Genomic DNA, 15,922 nt, shown 5'->3' on the forward strand with positions numbered 1-15,922 from the left:
ATAGCCATGTCCTCCACAACAGCAAAATTTAATAGCCGCCGTATCCGTCTTGGCATGGTCGGCGGCGGTCAGGGCGCCTTTATCGGTGCCGTGCATCGCATCGCGGCCCGGCTCGATGACCGTTACGAACTGGTGGCAGGCGCGCTTTCCTCAGACCCGGAACGCGCCAGCGCCTCGGCAACCCTGCTCGGCATAACGCCCGAGCGCTCCTACGCCTCGTTTGAGGAGATGGCGTCGGCCGAGGCCGGCCGCGAAGACGGTATCGAGGCAGTGGCCATCGTCACCCCCAACCACCTGCATTTCGCCCCGTCCAAGGTCTTTCTCGAATCCGGCATCCACGTCATCTGCGACAAGCCCGTTACCGCGACGCTGGAGGAGGCCAAGGAGCTGGCGAAGATCGTCAGGGCATCCGACAGGCTGTTCATCCTCACCCATAATTACACCGGCTATGCCATGTTACGGCAGATGCGGGAGATGGTGGCGAACGGCGACATCGGCAAGCTGCGCCATGTCCAGGCCGAATACGCGCAGGACTGGCTGACCGAAGCGGTTGAAAAGACAGGGGCAAAGGGTGCGGAATGGCGCACCGACCCGAGCCGCTCGGGGGCGGGTGGGGCAATCGGCGACATCGGCACCCATGCCTTCAATGCCGCCGCCTTCGTGACCGGTGAAATCCCCGCCAGCCTCTATGCCGATCTCACGTCGTTCGTTCCGGGCAGGCAGCTGGATGACAGCGCCAATATCCTGCTGCGTTATCAAAGCGGCGCAAAGGGCATGCTCTGGGCAAGCCAGATCGCGGTCGGCAATGAAAACGCCCTGTCGCTGAGGGTCTATGGAGACAAGGGCGGACTTGAATGGCACCACCGCGTGCCGGACGAGCTTTGGTTCACGCCGTATGGGGAGCCGAAACGGCTGATTACACGCAATGGCGCGGGTGCCGGTGCCGCCGCAAACCGCGTCAGCCGCGTACCATCGGGGCACCCGGAGGGATATCTCGAAGGTTTTGCGACGATCTACCGCGAAGCCGCAGACGCAATCATCGCAAAAAGGGAGGGAAAAGCAGCCGCCGGGGATGTGATTTATCCCGGCATAGAGGACGGCCTTGCGGGTCTCGCATTCATCGATGCGGCCGTTCGGTCCAGCCTGACCTCGTCCTGGGTGAAGATCGACATCTAGACCACTGGATATCGGGGACTGACGACGCAGGGCACTGGAGGTTGTGCCCGCATTATCCGGCTAATCGCTCGGGGAAGATGCGGGCAGGCGTGTCGTCACATTGATCAAACGGAAAGGGAGTTACGCGTTTGAAAACGTTCAAGTCAAAATTAGCCAGCATGGCATTCGTCGTCGGATTGGCGGCCGGTATCGCAAATCCGGTTCTGGCCGAAGACAGCAAGACGCTGCCGATTGCCGCGCAGATGTACACCCTGCGCAACGCCGGAACGCTGGAAGAGCAGCTTGCCATCCTCAACCGTGCCGGTGTTTCGGCCGTTGAAACGGTGGATATGCAGAAGGTCAGCGCCAGCGAGCTGAACGCGCTTCTGGAAAAGCACAGGATCAAGGTCATTTCCTCGCATGTGCCGATCGACAAGCTTCGCGGCAATCTCGATGAGGTCATCACCGAGCAGAAGGCTGTCGGCAATCCGGTCGTGACCGTGCCGTTCCTGAAGCCGGAAGACCGCCCGAAGGACGCTGCCGGCTGGACCGCCTTCGGCAAGGAGCTTGGTGGATATGCCGACAAGCTGTCTGCAGCCGGTCTCTCCATGGCCTACCACAACCATGATTTTGAAATGGTCAAGTTCGACGGCAAGACGGCGCTTGAACTGCTGCTCGATGCCGCAGGCCCGAAACTGCAGAGCGAACTCGACGTCGCCTGGGTGGCGCGCAGCGGCAATGATCCGGCTGAGTTCCTCGGCACCCTGAATGGCCGGGTTTTTGCAATCCACGCCAAGGACAATGCGCCGGCCGGCACGGCCGAAAACGAGCGTGGCTTTGCAACGCTTGGAACCGGCGTTCTCGACTGGAAAACGATCCTGCCGGCGGCCAAACATGCCGGCGCACAGTGGTTCATCCTTGAACATGACCTTCCGCTCGATGCCGAAGCGGTCGTGACCAAGGGCAACGCGTTTCTGAGCGAACGCCTGCCGACCATTCAGTAAACACTGCCAGTAAAACCAGAACCCCTCCCCGGCGGCCGGTTTCGCCGGGGCGCATGAGGTTCGACAGACGCCTATCCAGTTTCCGCCGCGCTGCGACGGGAAGCGCTTCGTCTCGTCGACTTTTTACCCAAGTACCAATCGGAGGAGTTATCATGGCAGACAATCATTATGATGCGATTGTTGTCGGCTCAGGCATCAGTGGAGGCTGGGCGGCAAAGGAACTCACGCAAAAGGGCCTGAAGGTCCTGATGCTGGAGCGCGGCCGCAACATCGAGCACATCACCGATTATCAGAATGCCGACAAGGAAGCCTGGGATTATCCCCATCGCAACCGCGCCACGCAGGAAATGAAGGCGAAATACCCCGTTCTCAGCCGCGATTATCTGCTGGAAGAGGCCACGCTCGGCATGTGGGCGGATGAGCAGGAAACACCCTATGTCGAGGAAAAGCGTTTTGACTGGTTTCGTGGTTATCACGTCGGCGGCCGCTCGCTGCTCTGGGGACGCCAGACCTATCGCTGGTCGCAGACCGATTTCGAGGCCAACGCGAAAGAAGGCATCGCCGTCGACTGGCCGATCCGTTATGAAGACGTCTCTCCCTGGTATGATTATGTCGAGCGTTTTGCCGGCATTTCCGGCAGCCGCGAGGGGCTGGATATTCTCCCCGATGGTGAATTCCTGCCGCCGATTCCGCTCAATTTCGTTGAACAGGATGTGGCCAGCAGGCTGAAGAAAGAGTTCAAGGGCACGCGTCACCTCATCAATTCGCGCTGCGCCAATATTACCCGGGAGCTTCCCGATCAGGAGCGAACACGCTGTCAGTTCCGCAACAAGTGTCGGCTGGGCTGTCCCTTCGGCGGCTATTTCAGCACGCAGGCATCCACCCTGCCTGCGGCACTCGCCACCGGCAATCTCACCCTTCGGCCTTTCTCCATCGTCAAGGAAATCCTCTACGACAAGGACAAGAAAAAGGCGCGCGGCGTCGAGATCATCGATGCAGAAACCAACCTGACCTATGAATACACCGCCGACATCATCTTCCTGAACGCCTCGACGCTGAACTCGACCTGGGTGCTGATGAATTCGGCCACCGATGTCTGGGAAGGCGGGCTTGGAAGCAGCTCCGGCGAACTCGGCCACAACGTGATGGACCACCATTTCCGCATGGGCGCGACCGGTCAGGTGGAAGGTTTCGAGGACTTCTACTTCAAGGGCCGCCGCCCGGCGGGCTTCTACATTCCGCGTTTCCGCAATACCGGCGACGACAAGCGCAAATATCTGCGTGGTTTCGGTTATCAGGGCTCGGCCAGTCGTTCGCGCTGGGAACGGGAAATCGCCGAGCTCAATATCGGTGCCGATTACAAGGAAGCGCTGACCGAGCCGGGCGGCTGGACCATCGGCATGACTGCCTTCGGCGAAATGCTTCCCTATCACGACAACCGCGTGAAGCTGGATCATGACAAGAAGGACAAATGGGGCCTGCCGGTCCTCTCCATGAATGTCGAGATGAAGCAGAACGAACTCGACATGCGCGAAGACATGGTCAATGACGCCGTCGAGATGTTCGAGGCGGTCGGCATCAAGAATGTCAAACCCTCCAGGGGCACCTATGCGCCGGGCATGGGTATTCACGAAATGGGCACTGCCCGCATGGGGCGCGACCCGAAAACCTCCGTCCTCAACGGCAACAACCAGGTCTGGGATGCGCAGAACGTCTTCGTGACTGATGGTGCCTGCATGACTTCGGCTTCCTGCGTCAACCCGTCTTTGACCTACATGGCGCTGACGGCGCGTGCCGCTGAATTCGCCGTTTCCGAACGCAAGAAGGGGAACCTGTGATGAACAGACGCGAACTGCTGAAACTGATAGCCATTGCCTCGGGCCTTCCGCTGATCGGCGCGGATGTCCTCACAGCCACGGAAAACGCCGCCAAACCAGCCGGCGCTGCCCACGTCTTCACCCCGGAGGAAATCCGGTTTCTGGACGAGGTGGCGGAAACCATCATTCCGCGCACCTCCACGCCGGGGGCGAAGGATGCCGGAGTGGGTGCATTCATGGCCGTCTATGCGGCCGATTGCTACACCGAGGAACAGCGGACACTTTTCCTTTCGGCGATTTCCGACATCGAAAAGCGCAGTCAGGCCGAACACAAAAAGGCCTTTCTCGAGCTGACGCCGGAACAGCGGCAGGTGCTGCTAGCCGCTCTCGACAAGCAGGCCAAGGCGGAACAGACGCCGGCAAAGCCGCACGCCTTCACGCTGGTCAAGCAGCTGACGCTGCTCGGCTTCTTCACCTCGAAAATCGGCGCCACGGAAGTTCTCGTCTACGACGAGATTCCCGGTGGTTTCGAAGACCGCGTTCCCTACAAGAAGGGCACGCCCGCCTGGGGCACGACCTGAAGAAATAACTGTCGGCCCGTCCGCATTTGTGGGCGGGCCGCACTCAAGCGGCAAAACAAGGATAATACGATGCGCAATATAACAATCATCGCGGCGGCAATGTTTGCCGCAAGCGCCATTCCCGCTCTCTCGGAAGGCGATGTTGCCAAGGGGGAGGCGGTCTTCAAGCGCTGTTCCGCCTGTCACGCCATAGGCGAGGGCGCGAAAAACAGGGTCGGCCCACAGCTTAACGGCATCATCGGCCGTGCGGCAGGCGGCGATCCTGACTATACTTATTCGGCTGCGATGAAAAAGGCGGGCGAGGACGGCCTTGTCTGGACACCGGAAGAATTGCGGGATTTCCTGAGCGCGCCCAAGAAAAAGATACCCGGCAACAAGATGGCGCTGGCTGGCATCAGCAAGCCGGAAGATCTGGACAATCTCATCGCCTATATCGAAAGCGCGGCCTCCAAACCGGCTGAATAAGGCTGCACACCTTGCCGGGAGAGAGAGCCCGGCCTGCGGGCGAGGCGGCGAGATTCAGTGCGAACGGAGATAGTCAGCGAGAACGAGGGCGTGATTATGTTCGGTGTCATGGGCGGCATAAAGCAGCGTCACGCGCCCCTCGGCCATAAATGCCTTCATGCGCGCCACGGCGTCGGGATTGGCTGACAGTTCCGCGTCATAGTGGCGGGTGAATTCCGCAAAGCGTGACGGCATATGGGAAAAACTCTTGCGCAATTCGTTGCTCGGCGCGATCTCCTTCAGCCAGATGGAAAGCTGTGCAGTTTCCTTGCGCATGCCACGGGGCCAGAGCCGGTCCACCAGGATGCGCGCGCCGTCATCGTCGCTGACGGCATCGTAAATCCGTTTTACCCTTATGTCTGACATGGGCGGTCTCCTCGCTTGGCAAGTGAATGATTTATAGCGGCTTTTGTGAAGTCGCACCTGAAAATCGCTCTGCCGCCCGCAACGGCCTCCGACGGCGCCCTTATGAGATATCTCCCGCCGCCATCACCCGACCGATGATTTTTCTGCTCTTTCCCGTGATGTGGCAAAGATCGTAAAACGGCATCCGGATTTGTCTGGCCTTGCTGACGCGCGATCAGACCCGGGCGGATAGCTCGATGAAGCTTCGCACCAGCGGCAGATGCCGGCGTTCGGCAAGGCAGATCGCATATTCGTCGATCAGTTCGCTGGCGTCGCGCAGTGGTACGAAGCAGAGGCGCGCATCGTGGCCGAATTCGAGATCGGCCACCACGCCGCATCCCACGCCGTTGGCGATGGCCTCCCGCACGCCTTCGCGGGAGGAAATCTCGACCACACGCTGAATGGAAATGCCGTGATCAGCTAGGTTCTTCTCGAAGATTTCACGCGTGCGCGATCCCCTTTCACGCATGACGAAGGATATCCCCTCCAGTTCGGCCATGAAGACACCGTCCCGCTGCGCAAACGGGTGTGAGACGGATACGCACAGACCAATCCGCATGCTCAGAAATTTGATCCCGTAAAGACGTGGATCGTCCGGCGCACGGGCGGTGATGGCCACATCGGCCCGGTAATCGATGATCTGCTCCACCACCCGTGCCGAATTGTCGACGGAAAGGGAAAAGGTCAGTTGCGGTCGCTCGGCCTTCAGCCGTGAAAGGATCGGCAGCGGCAGGATGGGGCCATCCGCCGCCACGCGCAAATGTCCGCCGGCGGCGTCAACTTCACCCCGTAGCAACGCCTTAGCCTCGTTTTCCGCCTGGAACAGGCGGGCGGTGATTTCGAAGAGGCGCTCACCCTGTGGGCTGAGGCTCACCCCGCGCGCTTTTCTTTCCAGAAGATTGACCCCGCTGATGGCTTCCAGCTCCCGCACATGGGTCGAGAGGGTGGACTGGCTGATTGCCATGTCCCGTGCAGCCTGGGAAAAGCCGCCCGATTGCGCAACGATGTGGAAGGCTTTCAGCTGTGTGATCGACATGGGTTCCTGTTCTGCCGCCGGTCGACACGACAAGCGTCGATGCGATGTGGATCATCGGCGAAAACGCTGACAAGACCATGACGCCTGCCGGATGGTTTCGTTTACCCTGTTGGGGAAACCGATGGCGGGCATGGGAAAACACTATGGCGCGTTTACGTTTTGTTAGGAATTCGTCATCGGCGCGTTAGTCGTCGTCCTTAATCGTGCCGGCATGGCCACAGGGCCAATCCGTTTCACGTAAAGGGTCAAAGAGATGACGACTTCTGAAAACTCGATCGCCAATCCCATCGAATCCTCCTCTGACTGGCTCCTGACCATTCCGCGCCTGTCGCAACAGCAGAGCATTCTCGTCTCGCCGAACGGTGCCGGCACGGCAACCTCCTACAGCCTGGTCTACGACGTCTATTTCCCGAAGAACGGCTCCACCGGCTGGATGCCTTTCCTGCAGACTGACCTTACCAACCGCAGCGATGGCGATATTTTCGGCAAGGCAAGCGGTGATAGCTATGGCCTTGGCATCAGCAGCGATTATCGCGGCACGGCCAAGCTGGACGCCTGGAACCGCATCGGCTTGACGATCGAAACAGATGCGGGCGGCGCGGTTTCGATGAAAAAATACATCAACGGTGAATTCGTCGCCGACCAGAAGATTGCTGCGTCCGGCGCCGGTCGCTTCGGCATCGACATGTCCAAGGGCTTCCTGATCTTTTCCGACGAGGATGGCGAAACCTCGCCCGGCTACCTCAGCACTCTTCTTTTCCTCAAACAGGTTCTGACAGCCGACGAAATGTCGTATCTCGGAGGCCCTAAGGCCTCCGGCATCTTGCCGGATGCGATGAAGCAGGAGGCTGAAAAGGTCGGCGTCCTCGAAACCCGCTTTGCCCAGGGTTCGGCCACGCCCGCGATTGGAAAGGGTACAGTCACCGGTAACGGCACAACCCTCGAATTCAAGACTCCGGCCCAGGCCGGCATTCTCGCCATCGGCCAGAAGCCTGCGGTCGATCCGGTTGCTGTCGCTAAAACGTCGGCCATCAAGGATATGATGGTGACGCCTGATGCGGCGAATGTGACGATCGATCTGTCGAAGCATTTCTCCGGTGAGAAGCTCACCTTCACCGTTCAGAACAGCAAGAACGAGACCGTTACCGCGGTCCTGACGGATGGCAACAAGTTGACGCTCGACTTTGCGGCTCTCGGCCATTCCGATATCCGCGTGACGGCCACCGACGGTGCCGGCAAGAGCGCCACGGACGACTTCCGCGTGCGCGTGGCCGGTCCGAACGCCTATACCATCGCCGTCTTCCCAGACACGCAGGACTACACGTCCAATGCCGGCATCAAGCACCTGTTCGGCGAGATGACGCAATGGCTGGTCGACAATCGCGACAGTCATAAAATCGTCTTCATGAGCCATGTCGGCGATATCACCCAGAACAACCGCCCCGCCGAGTGGGATGTCGCCGAGCCGGCGCTTCGCAAGCTCGACGGCAAGGTGCCTTACGCGCTGCTGCCTGGCAATCATGATCAGGCGAATGGCGGAAGTGCTGCCGACCACACCTCAGTTGAACTGGACAGGCGCTTTTCTGCTGAAAAGCAGGCGGCAACCAATCCCGGCGTCTTCGGCGGTGCCTACGATCAGGAACAGGCTGCCGCGCGCAATACCTACAGCACCTTCACCGCGCCGGATGGCACCAAGTGGCTGTCCATCTCGCTCGAATTCGGTCCGCGCGACGACGTGATCCGCTGGGCGGGCGACGTCATCGAGAAGTTTCCCGACCACCGCGTCATGCTCGCAACGCATTCGCTGACCAGCTATGCGACGCGTCAGGACAACCTGGCCCTGCCGCTTTATGACGAAGGTGCCGGCTACGACTACGGCATGCGCACCGACCAGCGCGGTGCAAACGACGGCGAATATGTCGCCCGCGCGCTGCTTGCACGTTACCCCAACATCGTCATGACCTTCTCCGGCCATATTTTCGGCGACGGCGCGGAAACCGACATCACTTACAACCAGTATGGCGAGCCCGTCTTCCAGTTCCTGGTCAATTACCAGAACGGTGTATCGCGTGAAATCACCGGCAACGGCGTCGAATCCCGCGGCAATAATGGCGGCAACGGCGCGATGCGCCTGATCACCGTTGATCCTGACAATAACCGCATCACCACAGAGACCTATTTCACCGCCTTCGATGACTATCTTGACGGTTACCGCACGAAGCCTGAGCTCGATCGCGATGGCCTGACCGGTTATTATCGCGGACATCAGGAAGTGTTCGAGAATGTCTATGTCGGTGCAGGCAAGGCCCGCGCCATGGCCGAGGCCGGAGACGATATCGTCGCCAATGCCGCTGCCGGGGCATCCACAGCCGCTGTCTCCCTGTCCGGTGCGAAGTCGCTGCTTGTCGGTGAAATACAGAGCTTCGTCTGGACCGACAAGAACGGCGATATCGTTGCTGAAGGCAAGGAGGCTGTGGCCGATCTCGCTCTCGGCAAGCATAAATTGACGCTCACAGCAACGGATGTGAACGGCGTCAAGACCAGCGATAAGATCGATGTTCTGGTGCGCGGCGACCGCACACTGCTTGTTGAAAACTTCAACGACGGCAAAGCCGAGGGCTGGGCCACCGATTTTGGCGCAGCTGACGGCAATACCGGCCGGTTCCTGCTCAAGGGCACGGTGTTTTCCCGCCCGACCGCAAGCGCCAATCTTGCGGCACCTGAGGCGGCACTTTTCGACCAGAGCGATGCTGCGGGCAACAAGCTCGTCTATATCGGCGCTCAGTCGGCCGCCTGGAGCGACTACGTGTTCGAGGCGACGCTGACACAACTCGATAACGATGCGATGGGCGTCTACTTCTACTATAAGGACGCAAACAACTACTACCGCTTCGCCATGGACGGCGAAACAAACCGCCGCCAGCTTGTAAAGGTCGCCGACGGAAAGGCAGTCCTGCTTGCCGAGGTCAATGCAGGCACGCCCTATAATATGGATATCCCGCTGACTGTTGCCGTGGTCGGTGGCTCCATCAACGTCTTCATTGGCGACAAGAACGTCTTCGGCGGCCCTGTCATGGATGCGACCGCTCCGCTTTCCGGCGGCACCGTCGGCGTCTATTCCAGTGGCCAGCGCGCTTCGGTTTTCGATGACATCGTCGTCACCAAGGCAGGCACGACCGCCAAGGCCGGCATTGATCAAAGAGCCTACGACATCGACGGCGACGGCAAGGCGTCCGTCACGCTCGACGCGTCGGGTTCTTTCGGGCCTGAGCAACTGACCGGCTTCGTCTGGACGGACCTCAAGGGCAATGTCGTCGCAACCGGCAAGACGGTTGATGTCGCCCTCGATACAGGCGTCAACAAGCTGCTCCTGAAGGTTACAGCGGCAAATGGTTCCGTTTCGACGGACCGTATCGACGTCACGGTCGTGGACAGGACGAAAATCCTTGTCGCCGAGGATTTCTCTTCGGCCGAGGCAATGGCTCGCTTCAAGATCGTCGACGAGGGCGAACTTGGCGGTATCGGACCGGACGGCAAGACGTCCGAATGGCTGATCTCCGATGGCAAGCTTCTTCAGACGACCGGGCTTGCTAGCCGCGAACTGATCTGGACCGGTGCAACTGCGGCTGACTACTGGCAGCGCGGCTGGAGCCCGCTTGGCGATGGTGTCAACGTTCTGCGTCTTGGTACCTATGCACTGTTTAACGATCCGGCGGCGCTCGCCTGGACCGACTACGCCATCGAAGCGACGATCCAGACGCCTGATAAGGACGGCCTCGGCTTCCTGTTCCGCTACAAGGACAGCAAGAACTACTACAAGCTCGAACTGGATGCCGACGGCATTCTCGACCGCAGTCCGAGAAACGGTGCCGGCAGCATCTTCAACCTCGTGCGCATGAAGAACGGCGTTGAGGAAATTCTGGCCCAGGTGCCGGGCAAATACGAGCCGGGTCAGGCAATGAAGCTTCGCGCCGAAGTCTCCGGCGACAAGATCACTGCCTTCCTCAATGATGAGGCGCTGTTTGCCTATCCGATCGGTGACCTCGAACTCGATGCAGGCACCTTCGGCCTTTACTCCTGGGGCAATGCGGGTCTGACCTTCGACAATCTGACGGTGGTTGACCTTAAATCCGGTCTCGATGCGGGCAAGACCCTCAACGGCGGCGGGGCAAACGACGTACTGACCGGAACCGATGCGGACGAGATGATCCTTGGCCAAGGCGGTAACGACAGGCTGTTCGGCAACGGCGGCAATGATCGCCTTAGCGGTGACGATGGCGATGACGTGCTGAAGGGTGGCGCAGGACGCGACGCCTTGTCGGGCGGCAACGGCGACGACACGCTGTTTGGCGACGATGGCAACGATATCGTCTCCGGCGGTCTTGGTGACGACGTCATTGAAGGCGGCGCGGGCAACGACCTGCTCTTAGGCGGTGATGGTTCCGATACCTACATCTACGGCCGTGGCGACGGTTCCGACGACATCATCGAGACCACGAGTGTGGCAGGCGACAAGGATGTGCTCGTGCTGGACGATATCGCCAGAAACGAAGCTGTTCTGCGCAAGTTCGGCGAAACCGTCGAAATCGAGTTTGCCAATGGCGAAAAACTCTCGCTGCGCAACCAGCTTTCTGGCGGCGGCATCGAACTGGTGTCTTTTGCAGATGGAACGCAGCTGAACCGCGATGGGATCGTCAAGGGTCTCGTCAACCGTGGTCCGGTCGCGGCGGCTGATACGCTTGCCGCGATCGATGAGGATGCCGCATCCTTCCTCATCTCCTTTGGCGCTCTGCTCGGCAATGACATGGACGCCGATCTCGACCGGTTGACGGTGACTGAAGTTTCCCTGGCTGCCGGTGGAACGGCGGTTCTGGAAGAAAATGGCATACGCTTCACTGCGGCGGCGGATTTCAACGGCAAGGCATCCTTCAGTTACAAGATCTCCGACGGCCGCGGCGGTTCGAGCGAGGCAACGGCGAACTTCACCGTCAAGCCGGTCAACGATGCACCGGTTGCCGCTGCCATTGCCGCGAAAACGGATGAGGATGTTGTTCTTAAGGGCAAGATCGTCGCTTCGGATATCGATGGCGACATGCTTTCCTACGCCATCAAGACGGGAGCCGCAGCGGCCAAGGGTGATGTCAAGATCGACGCGGCGACCGGCGAATGGGTCTATACGCCGAACGCGAATGTCAACGGAACCGACAGCTTCACAGTCATCATTTCCGATAATAAGGGCGGCAGCGTTGAGAGCGTGGTCACCGTGACGATCGCTCCCGTCAACGATGCGCCTGTCTCCGTGGACGACCAGATCACCCTGGGTGAAAAGGATAACGCCTCCTTCGATCTCGTCGCCAACGACACCGACGTGGAAGGCGACCGCCTGACGCTCGTAGGTGTAACCGTGATGGCGGTTGCCGGAATTGCCGTGACCAACGCACAGGCTGCTGCGGCCTTCTCGGTCGTGGATGGCAAGCTGGTTGTCGATCCCTCATCCGCTTTTGCGGCGCTGCAGGACGACCAGCAGGCAACCGTGACGCTCAGCTATACGGTTCGTGATGCAAATGGTGGCGAAGCCAAGGGTATCACGACTGTGAAGGTGGACGGATATACCGAGTATACCATCGTGGAAGGCACTGGCAGCAACGATGTGCTGGTGGCGGGCGACGGCAAGGACATGCTCGACGGCGATGCCGGCGACGACACCCTGCTCGCCGGCGGTGGCAACGACATGGTGGATGCCGGTGCTGGCAATGACCGCGTGGTTGCCGGTGATGGCAATGACATCGTCGAGGGCGGTTCCGGCAACGATGTGCTGATGGGCGGCGCAGACAATGACGCACTTCACGGCGGTGCTGGTAACGACACGCTGAACGGCGGTTCCGGCAACGACACGCTGAATGGCGGCGCGGGCAATGATGTCTTGACCGGTGGTAGCGGCGGGGACACCTTTGTCTTCGCAGCCGGCAGCGGCCGTGATGTGGTGACGGACTTCCAGGCCGGTGCCGAGGGCACGGATGTCGTACAGCTCTCCAAGGATGTCTTCGCCGATTATCAGGCGCTCATCGCCTCCGGCTCCTTCACCGACGGAGAAAACGGTGCGCAGATCGCCTTCAAGGACGGATCGTCCATCACCTTTGATGGAGTGAAGACCGAGCAGTTCGCGATCGACGATTTCCGCTTCGCCTGACCCACAAAGGGCGCATCCTTCGGGATGCGCCTTTTTCACGTTCGCGGGCACCTGACACCGGCATGTTACCGCCGGCCGTTACCGCCCCGATCTCAACGGATTAGTAAAAATGCGTTATAATTCCGCCAACAATAATGTCCGCCAGATCAGGGGCGTGTTCGCCGGCTGCACAGGCGCCTTCATTGGCATCGGCCTGCTGAGCGCTCTGGTCAATATTCTCTATCTCACCGGTTCGTTGTTCATGATGGAGGTCTATGATCGGGTGTTGCCGAGCCGAAGCCTGCCGACGCTGGTGGCGCTGTTTGGCATCGTCGTCGTGCTTTATGCGTTTCAGGGTCTGTTCGACGGTTTGCGCGGGCGTTTGCTGGTGCGCATTTCCGACCGTCTGGATCAGGTGCTGTCCTCCAAGGTTTACGATGCGATGATCGGCCTTCAGCTGCGCCTGCCTGTCAGCGGCCGTCAGGCCCAGCCGCTTCGCGATCTCGATACGATCCGCTCGTTCCTGTCGGGAAGCGGGCCGACCGCGCTTTTTGACCTGCCCTGGCTGCCTTTTTACATCGCCATTTGTTTCGCCTTCCATTTCTGGCTCGGCGTCACCGCACTTGCCGGCGCCGCCATTCTCACGGTCTTCACATTGATGACGGAACTGGTGTCGCGGCATCCCGTGGAAGAAGCGGCGCGGCACTCCTCCAAACGTAACCGGCTGGCTGAAACCAGCCGCCGGAACGCCGATATCATCGCCGTCATGGGAATGGCGCCTTTCCTGCGGGAACGCTGGCAGGCGGATAACCGCGCATTTGTTCGCGAGCAGCGGTCGGCAAGCGATGTCTCCTCCGGTTTCGGGGTGGCCAGCAAGGTGCTGCGCATGCTGCTGCAATCCGGCATTCTGGCTGTCGGTGCCTGGCTCGTCATCAACGAGCAGGCGACGCCCGGCATCATCATCGCCGGTTCGATCCTCTCGGCACGGGCGCTTGCGCCGGTCGATCTCGCCATTGCCAACTGGAAGGGTTTCATCGCGGCGCGGCAAAGCCGCCGACGTCTTGAAAAAACGCTGGCGCTGCTGCCCGATACCGCCGCCCGCATGGACCTGCCCGCACCGCATGCCCTTTTGTCGGTCGAGCGTGTCGGCGCCATCCCGCCGGAAGCGGATGAGCCGGTGTTGCAGGACATCGCCTTTACGCTTGCGGCTGGCAGCGGCCTCGGCGTGATCGGGGCGAGCGGCTCGGGCAAGAGTTCGCTGGCGCGGTTGCTTGTCGGCCTCTGGCGGCCGTTCAAAGGTGCGATCCGGCTGGACGGCGCGACACTCGACCAATGGCCGGCCGCCGCCTTGGCGCGCCACATCGGTTATATGCCACAATCGATAGAACTGCTGGACGGCACGATCGCCGAAAACATCGCTTCCTTCGATCCGGAAGCGACGTCGGGCAAGATCATCGCGGCGGCGCGCAGCGCGCGAATCCACGATCTCGTCGTCAGCCTGCCGGATGGCTATTCCACCGAAGTTGGTGAAACCGGACGGCAATTGTCCGCGGGGCAGAAGCAGCGGATCGCGCTTGCGAGGGCGCTTTACGGCGATCCCTTCCTCGTTGTGCTCGACGAGCCGAATTCCAATCTCGATTCCGAGGGTGAGGATGCGCTGACCGCGGCCATTCTCGGGGTTCGCGAGCGCGGTGGCGTCGCCGTCATCATCGCCCACCGGCCGAGCGCGCTCTATGCCGTGGACAAGGTGCTGATGATCACCGATGGCCGGCAGCAGGCTTTCGGACCCAAGGAGGAGGTGCTGGCCAAGGTGCTTCGCCCTGTCGGTGGCATGGCCGGTGCTCTCAAGGTCGTGCAGGGCGCAGAAACAGGAAAGGCATAAGAGATGGACGAATGGCAGTCACTCAAACGCTCGATCCGCAGCCATCTTCTTGTCGGTGCGCTCGGATTTCTAACTTTGATCGGCCTGTTCGGCGGTTGGGCCGTCGGCACAGAAATCGTCGGCGCGGTCATCGCTCAGGGTTCGCTGGTGGTGGAAACAAGCCTTAAAAAAGTACAGCATCCGGTGGGCGGCGTTGTCAGCGAGCTGATGGTGCGAGACGGCGACCGGGTGAAGGCCGGTGACGTGGTGATGCGCATCGATGCGACGATGACCAGGGCAAACCTCGCCATCATCGTCAAAAGCCTCGATCAGTTCATCGCCCGCAGGGCGAGGCTTGAAAGCGAGCGCGACCGGGTCGGCAAGGTGGTTTTCCCACAGGTGCTTCTCAACAAAATAGGCGATGCTGAGATCGCCGCGATGATGAGCGCCGAGCAGCGTCTTTACGAGGACCGCAGGGCCGTTCGTGAAAGCAAGAAACGTCAGCTCGAACAGCGGGTTCGGCAGCTTCGCGATGAAATAGCGGGCATGGACGCCGAGCGTGCGGCGAATTTCCGCGAGCAGGGCATGGTCGATGACGAGTTGACCCGGTTTCGTTCCCTGCATGACAGGGGCCTGATGGAAAAAAGCCGGCTCAGCACGCTGGAACGGCAGGCCACGGATATCGAAGGCGATATCGGCCGGTTGATGGCCGGCATTGCCGGGGTTGAAGCGAAAATCAGCGAGACGTCTCTGCAGATCATCCAGATCGACGAGCAATGGTCAGAAGAAGTCGGTTCGGATCTGCGCGAGATGGACGCCCGCATCGGCGAATATGTCGAGCGCCGGGTGGCGGCGGAAGACCAGTTAAAGCGCGTCGATATCATCGCGCCGCAGGATGGTGTCGTACATCAGCTGGCGGTCCACACGGTCGGCGGCGTCGTCGCTCCCGGTGAGCAGATCATGATGATCGTGCCGGAGGTCGATAAACTCGTGGTCGAGGCGAAAGTCGCGCCGCAGGATATCGACCAGATTTACTATGGTCAGGCGACGAACCTGCGTTTTTCCGCATTCAACCAGAAAACGACGCCGGAAATCAACGGAACGGTGGAACGCATTTCGGCCGATGTGACGGTCGATACGCGGACAGGGACGAATTATTATATCGTGCGTGTTGCCACCTCGCAGGAGCAGATAAAGCGGCTCGGGGAATTTACCCTGATGCCCGGCATGCCGGTTGAAGCCTTCATCACCACCGGTGAGCGAAGCGTTTTGTCGTATTTCCTCAAACCCCTGCTCGATCAGGCCAATCGCACGTTCCGTGAGGCCTGACGCCTTCCAGAGTTCGGTGCGGGCAAAAGCGTGTTGCGGGAAGGAAGGGTTGGCGGGAACG

Annotated in this window: 10 protein-coding genes; 8 read left to right on the top strand and 2 right to left on the bottom strand. The window is 60.2% G+C overall.

Going from position 1 to position 15,922, the window contains the following annotated elements:
• Nucleotides 1–6: 6 nt before the first annotated feature.
• The 5 genes from G3A56_RS23795 (at nucleotide 7) to G3A56_RS23815 (ending at nucleotide 5,022) form a co-directional block, all read left to right on the top strand.
• Entirely contained in the window at nucleotides 7–1,176 is a 1,170-nt protein-coding gene (locus G3A56_RS23795) for a Gfo/Idh/MocA family protein (protein ID WP_082184945.1), read from the top strand.
• A gap of 128 nt (nucleotides 1,177–1,304) precedes the next feature.
• On the top strand, nucleotides 1,305–2,159 hold the full coding sequence (locus G3A56_RS23800; protein ID WP_164056847.1) for a sugar phosphate isomerase/epimerase family protein: 855 nt from the start codon (nucleotides 1,305–1,307) through the stop codon (nucleotides 2,157–2,159).
• Between the two features lie 152 nt (nucleotides 2,160–2,311).
• Nucleotides 2,312–3,997 (top strand): GMC oxidoreductase, encoded by a 1,686-nt coding sequence (locus tag G3A56_RS23805; protein ID WP_082184943.1) that lies wholly within the window; start codon nucleotides 2,312–2,314, stop codon nucleotides 3,995–3,997.
• Entirely contained in the window at nucleotides 3,997–4,557 is a 561-nt protein-coding gene (locus G3A56_RS23810; RefSeq protein ID WP_082184942.1) for a gluconate 2-dehydrogenase subunit 3 family protein, read from the top strand. The genes G3A56_RS23805 and G3A56_RS23810 overlap by 1 nt, the downstream gene beginning before the upstream one ends.
• Before the next feature lie 69 nt (nucleotides 4,558–4,626).
• Nucleotides 4,627–5,022, top strand: coding sequence for a c-type cytochrome (locus tag G3A56_RS23815; protein ID WP_082184941.1), 396 nt, complete (start codon nucleotides 4,627–4,629; stop codon nucleotides 5,020–5,022).
• Between the two features lie 54 nt (nucleotides 5,023–5,076).
• Here G3A56_RS23815 and G3A56_RS23820 read toward each other — a convergent pair whose 3' ends face one another.
• Entirely contained in the window at nucleotides 5,077–5,427 is a 351-nt protein-coding gene (locus G3A56_RS23820) for a DUF488 domain-containing protein (protein WP_082184940.1), read from the bottom strand.
• Between the two features lie 214 nt (nucleotides 5,428–5,641).
• Nucleotides 5,642–6,502, bottom strand: a complete 861-nt coding sequence (locus tag G3A56_RS23825; RefSeq protein WP_003498958.1) for a LysR substrate-binding domain-containing protein — start codon at nucleotides 6,500–6,502, stop codon at nucleotides 5,642–5,644.
• A gap of 253 nt (nucleotides 6,503–6,755) precedes the next feature.
• Between G3A56_RS23825 and G3A56_RS23830 the strand changes: the two genes are divergently transcribed.
• From G3A56_RS23830 to G3A56_RS23840, 3 genes are all read left to right on the top strand, one after another.
• Entirely contained in the window at nucleotides 6,756–12,692 is a 5,937-nt protein-coding gene (locus G3A56_RS23830; protein WP_164056848.1) for an Ig-like domain-containing protein, read from the top strand.
• A gap of 109 nt (nucleotides 12,693–12,801) precedes the next feature.
• Nucleotides 12,802–14,553 carry a type I secretion system permease/ATPase gene (locus tag G3A56_RS23835; protein WP_137067624.1) on the top strand — a complete coding sequence of 584 codons (1,752 nt, stop codon included), beginning with the start codon at nucleotides 12,802–12,804 and terminating at the stop codon, nucleotides 14,551–14,553.
• Nucleotides 14,554–14,556: 3 nt separating this feature from the next.
• The gene (locus tag G3A56_RS23840) at nucleotides 14,557–15,861 is read left to right on the top strand and encodes an HlyD family type I secretion periplasmic adaptor subunit (RefSeq protein WP_137067625.1); all 1,305 of its coding nucleotides are present in this window, start codon (nucleotides 14,557–14,559) and stop codon (nucleotides 15,859–15,861) included.
• Nucleotides 15,862–15,922 lie beyond the last annotated feature (61 nt).

Origin of the sequence: Rhizobium oryzihabitans (genome assembly GCF_010669145.1) — a bacterium.
Lineage (GTDB): Bacteria > Pseudomonadota > Alphaproteobacteria > Rhizobiales > Rhizobiaceae > Agrobacterium > Agrobacterium oryzihabitans.

Coding starts and splice junctions, on each gene's coding strand:
- G3A56_RS23795 (WP_082184945.1), top strand. CDS start 7: ATGTCCTCCACAACAGCAAAATTTAATAGCCGCCGTATCCGTCTTGGC.
- G3A56_RS23840 (WP_137067625.1), top strand. CDS start 14,557: ATGGACGAATGGCAGTCACTCAAACGCTCGATCCGCAGCCATCTTCTT.
- G3A56_RS23815 (WP_082184941.1), top strand. CDS start 4,627: ATGCGCAATATAACAATCATCGCGGCGGCAATGTTTGCCGCAAGCGCC.
- G3A56_RS23830 (WP_164056848.1), top strand. CDS start 6,756: ATGACGACTTCTGAAAACTCGATCGCCAATCCCATCGAATCCTCCTCT.
- G3A56_RS23835 (WP_137067624.1), top strand. CDS start 12,802: ATGCGTTATAATTCCGCCAACAATAATGTCCGCCAGATCAGGGGCGTG.
- G3A56_RS23825 (WP_003498958.1), bottom strand. CDS start 6,502: ATGTCGATCACACAGCTGAAAGCCTTCCACATCGTTGCGCAATCGGGC.
- G3A56_RS23805 (WP_082184943.1), top strand. CDS start 2,312: ATGGCAGACAATCATTATGATGCGATTGTTGTCGGCTCAGGCATCAGT.
- G3A56_RS23820 (WP_082184940.1), bottom strand. CDS start 5,427: ATGTCAGACATAAGGGTAAAACGGATTTACGATGCCGTCAGCGACGAT.
- G3A56_RS23810 (WP_082184942.1), top strand. CDS start 3,997: ATGAACAGACGCGAACTGCTGAAACTGATAGCCATTGCCTCGGGCCTT.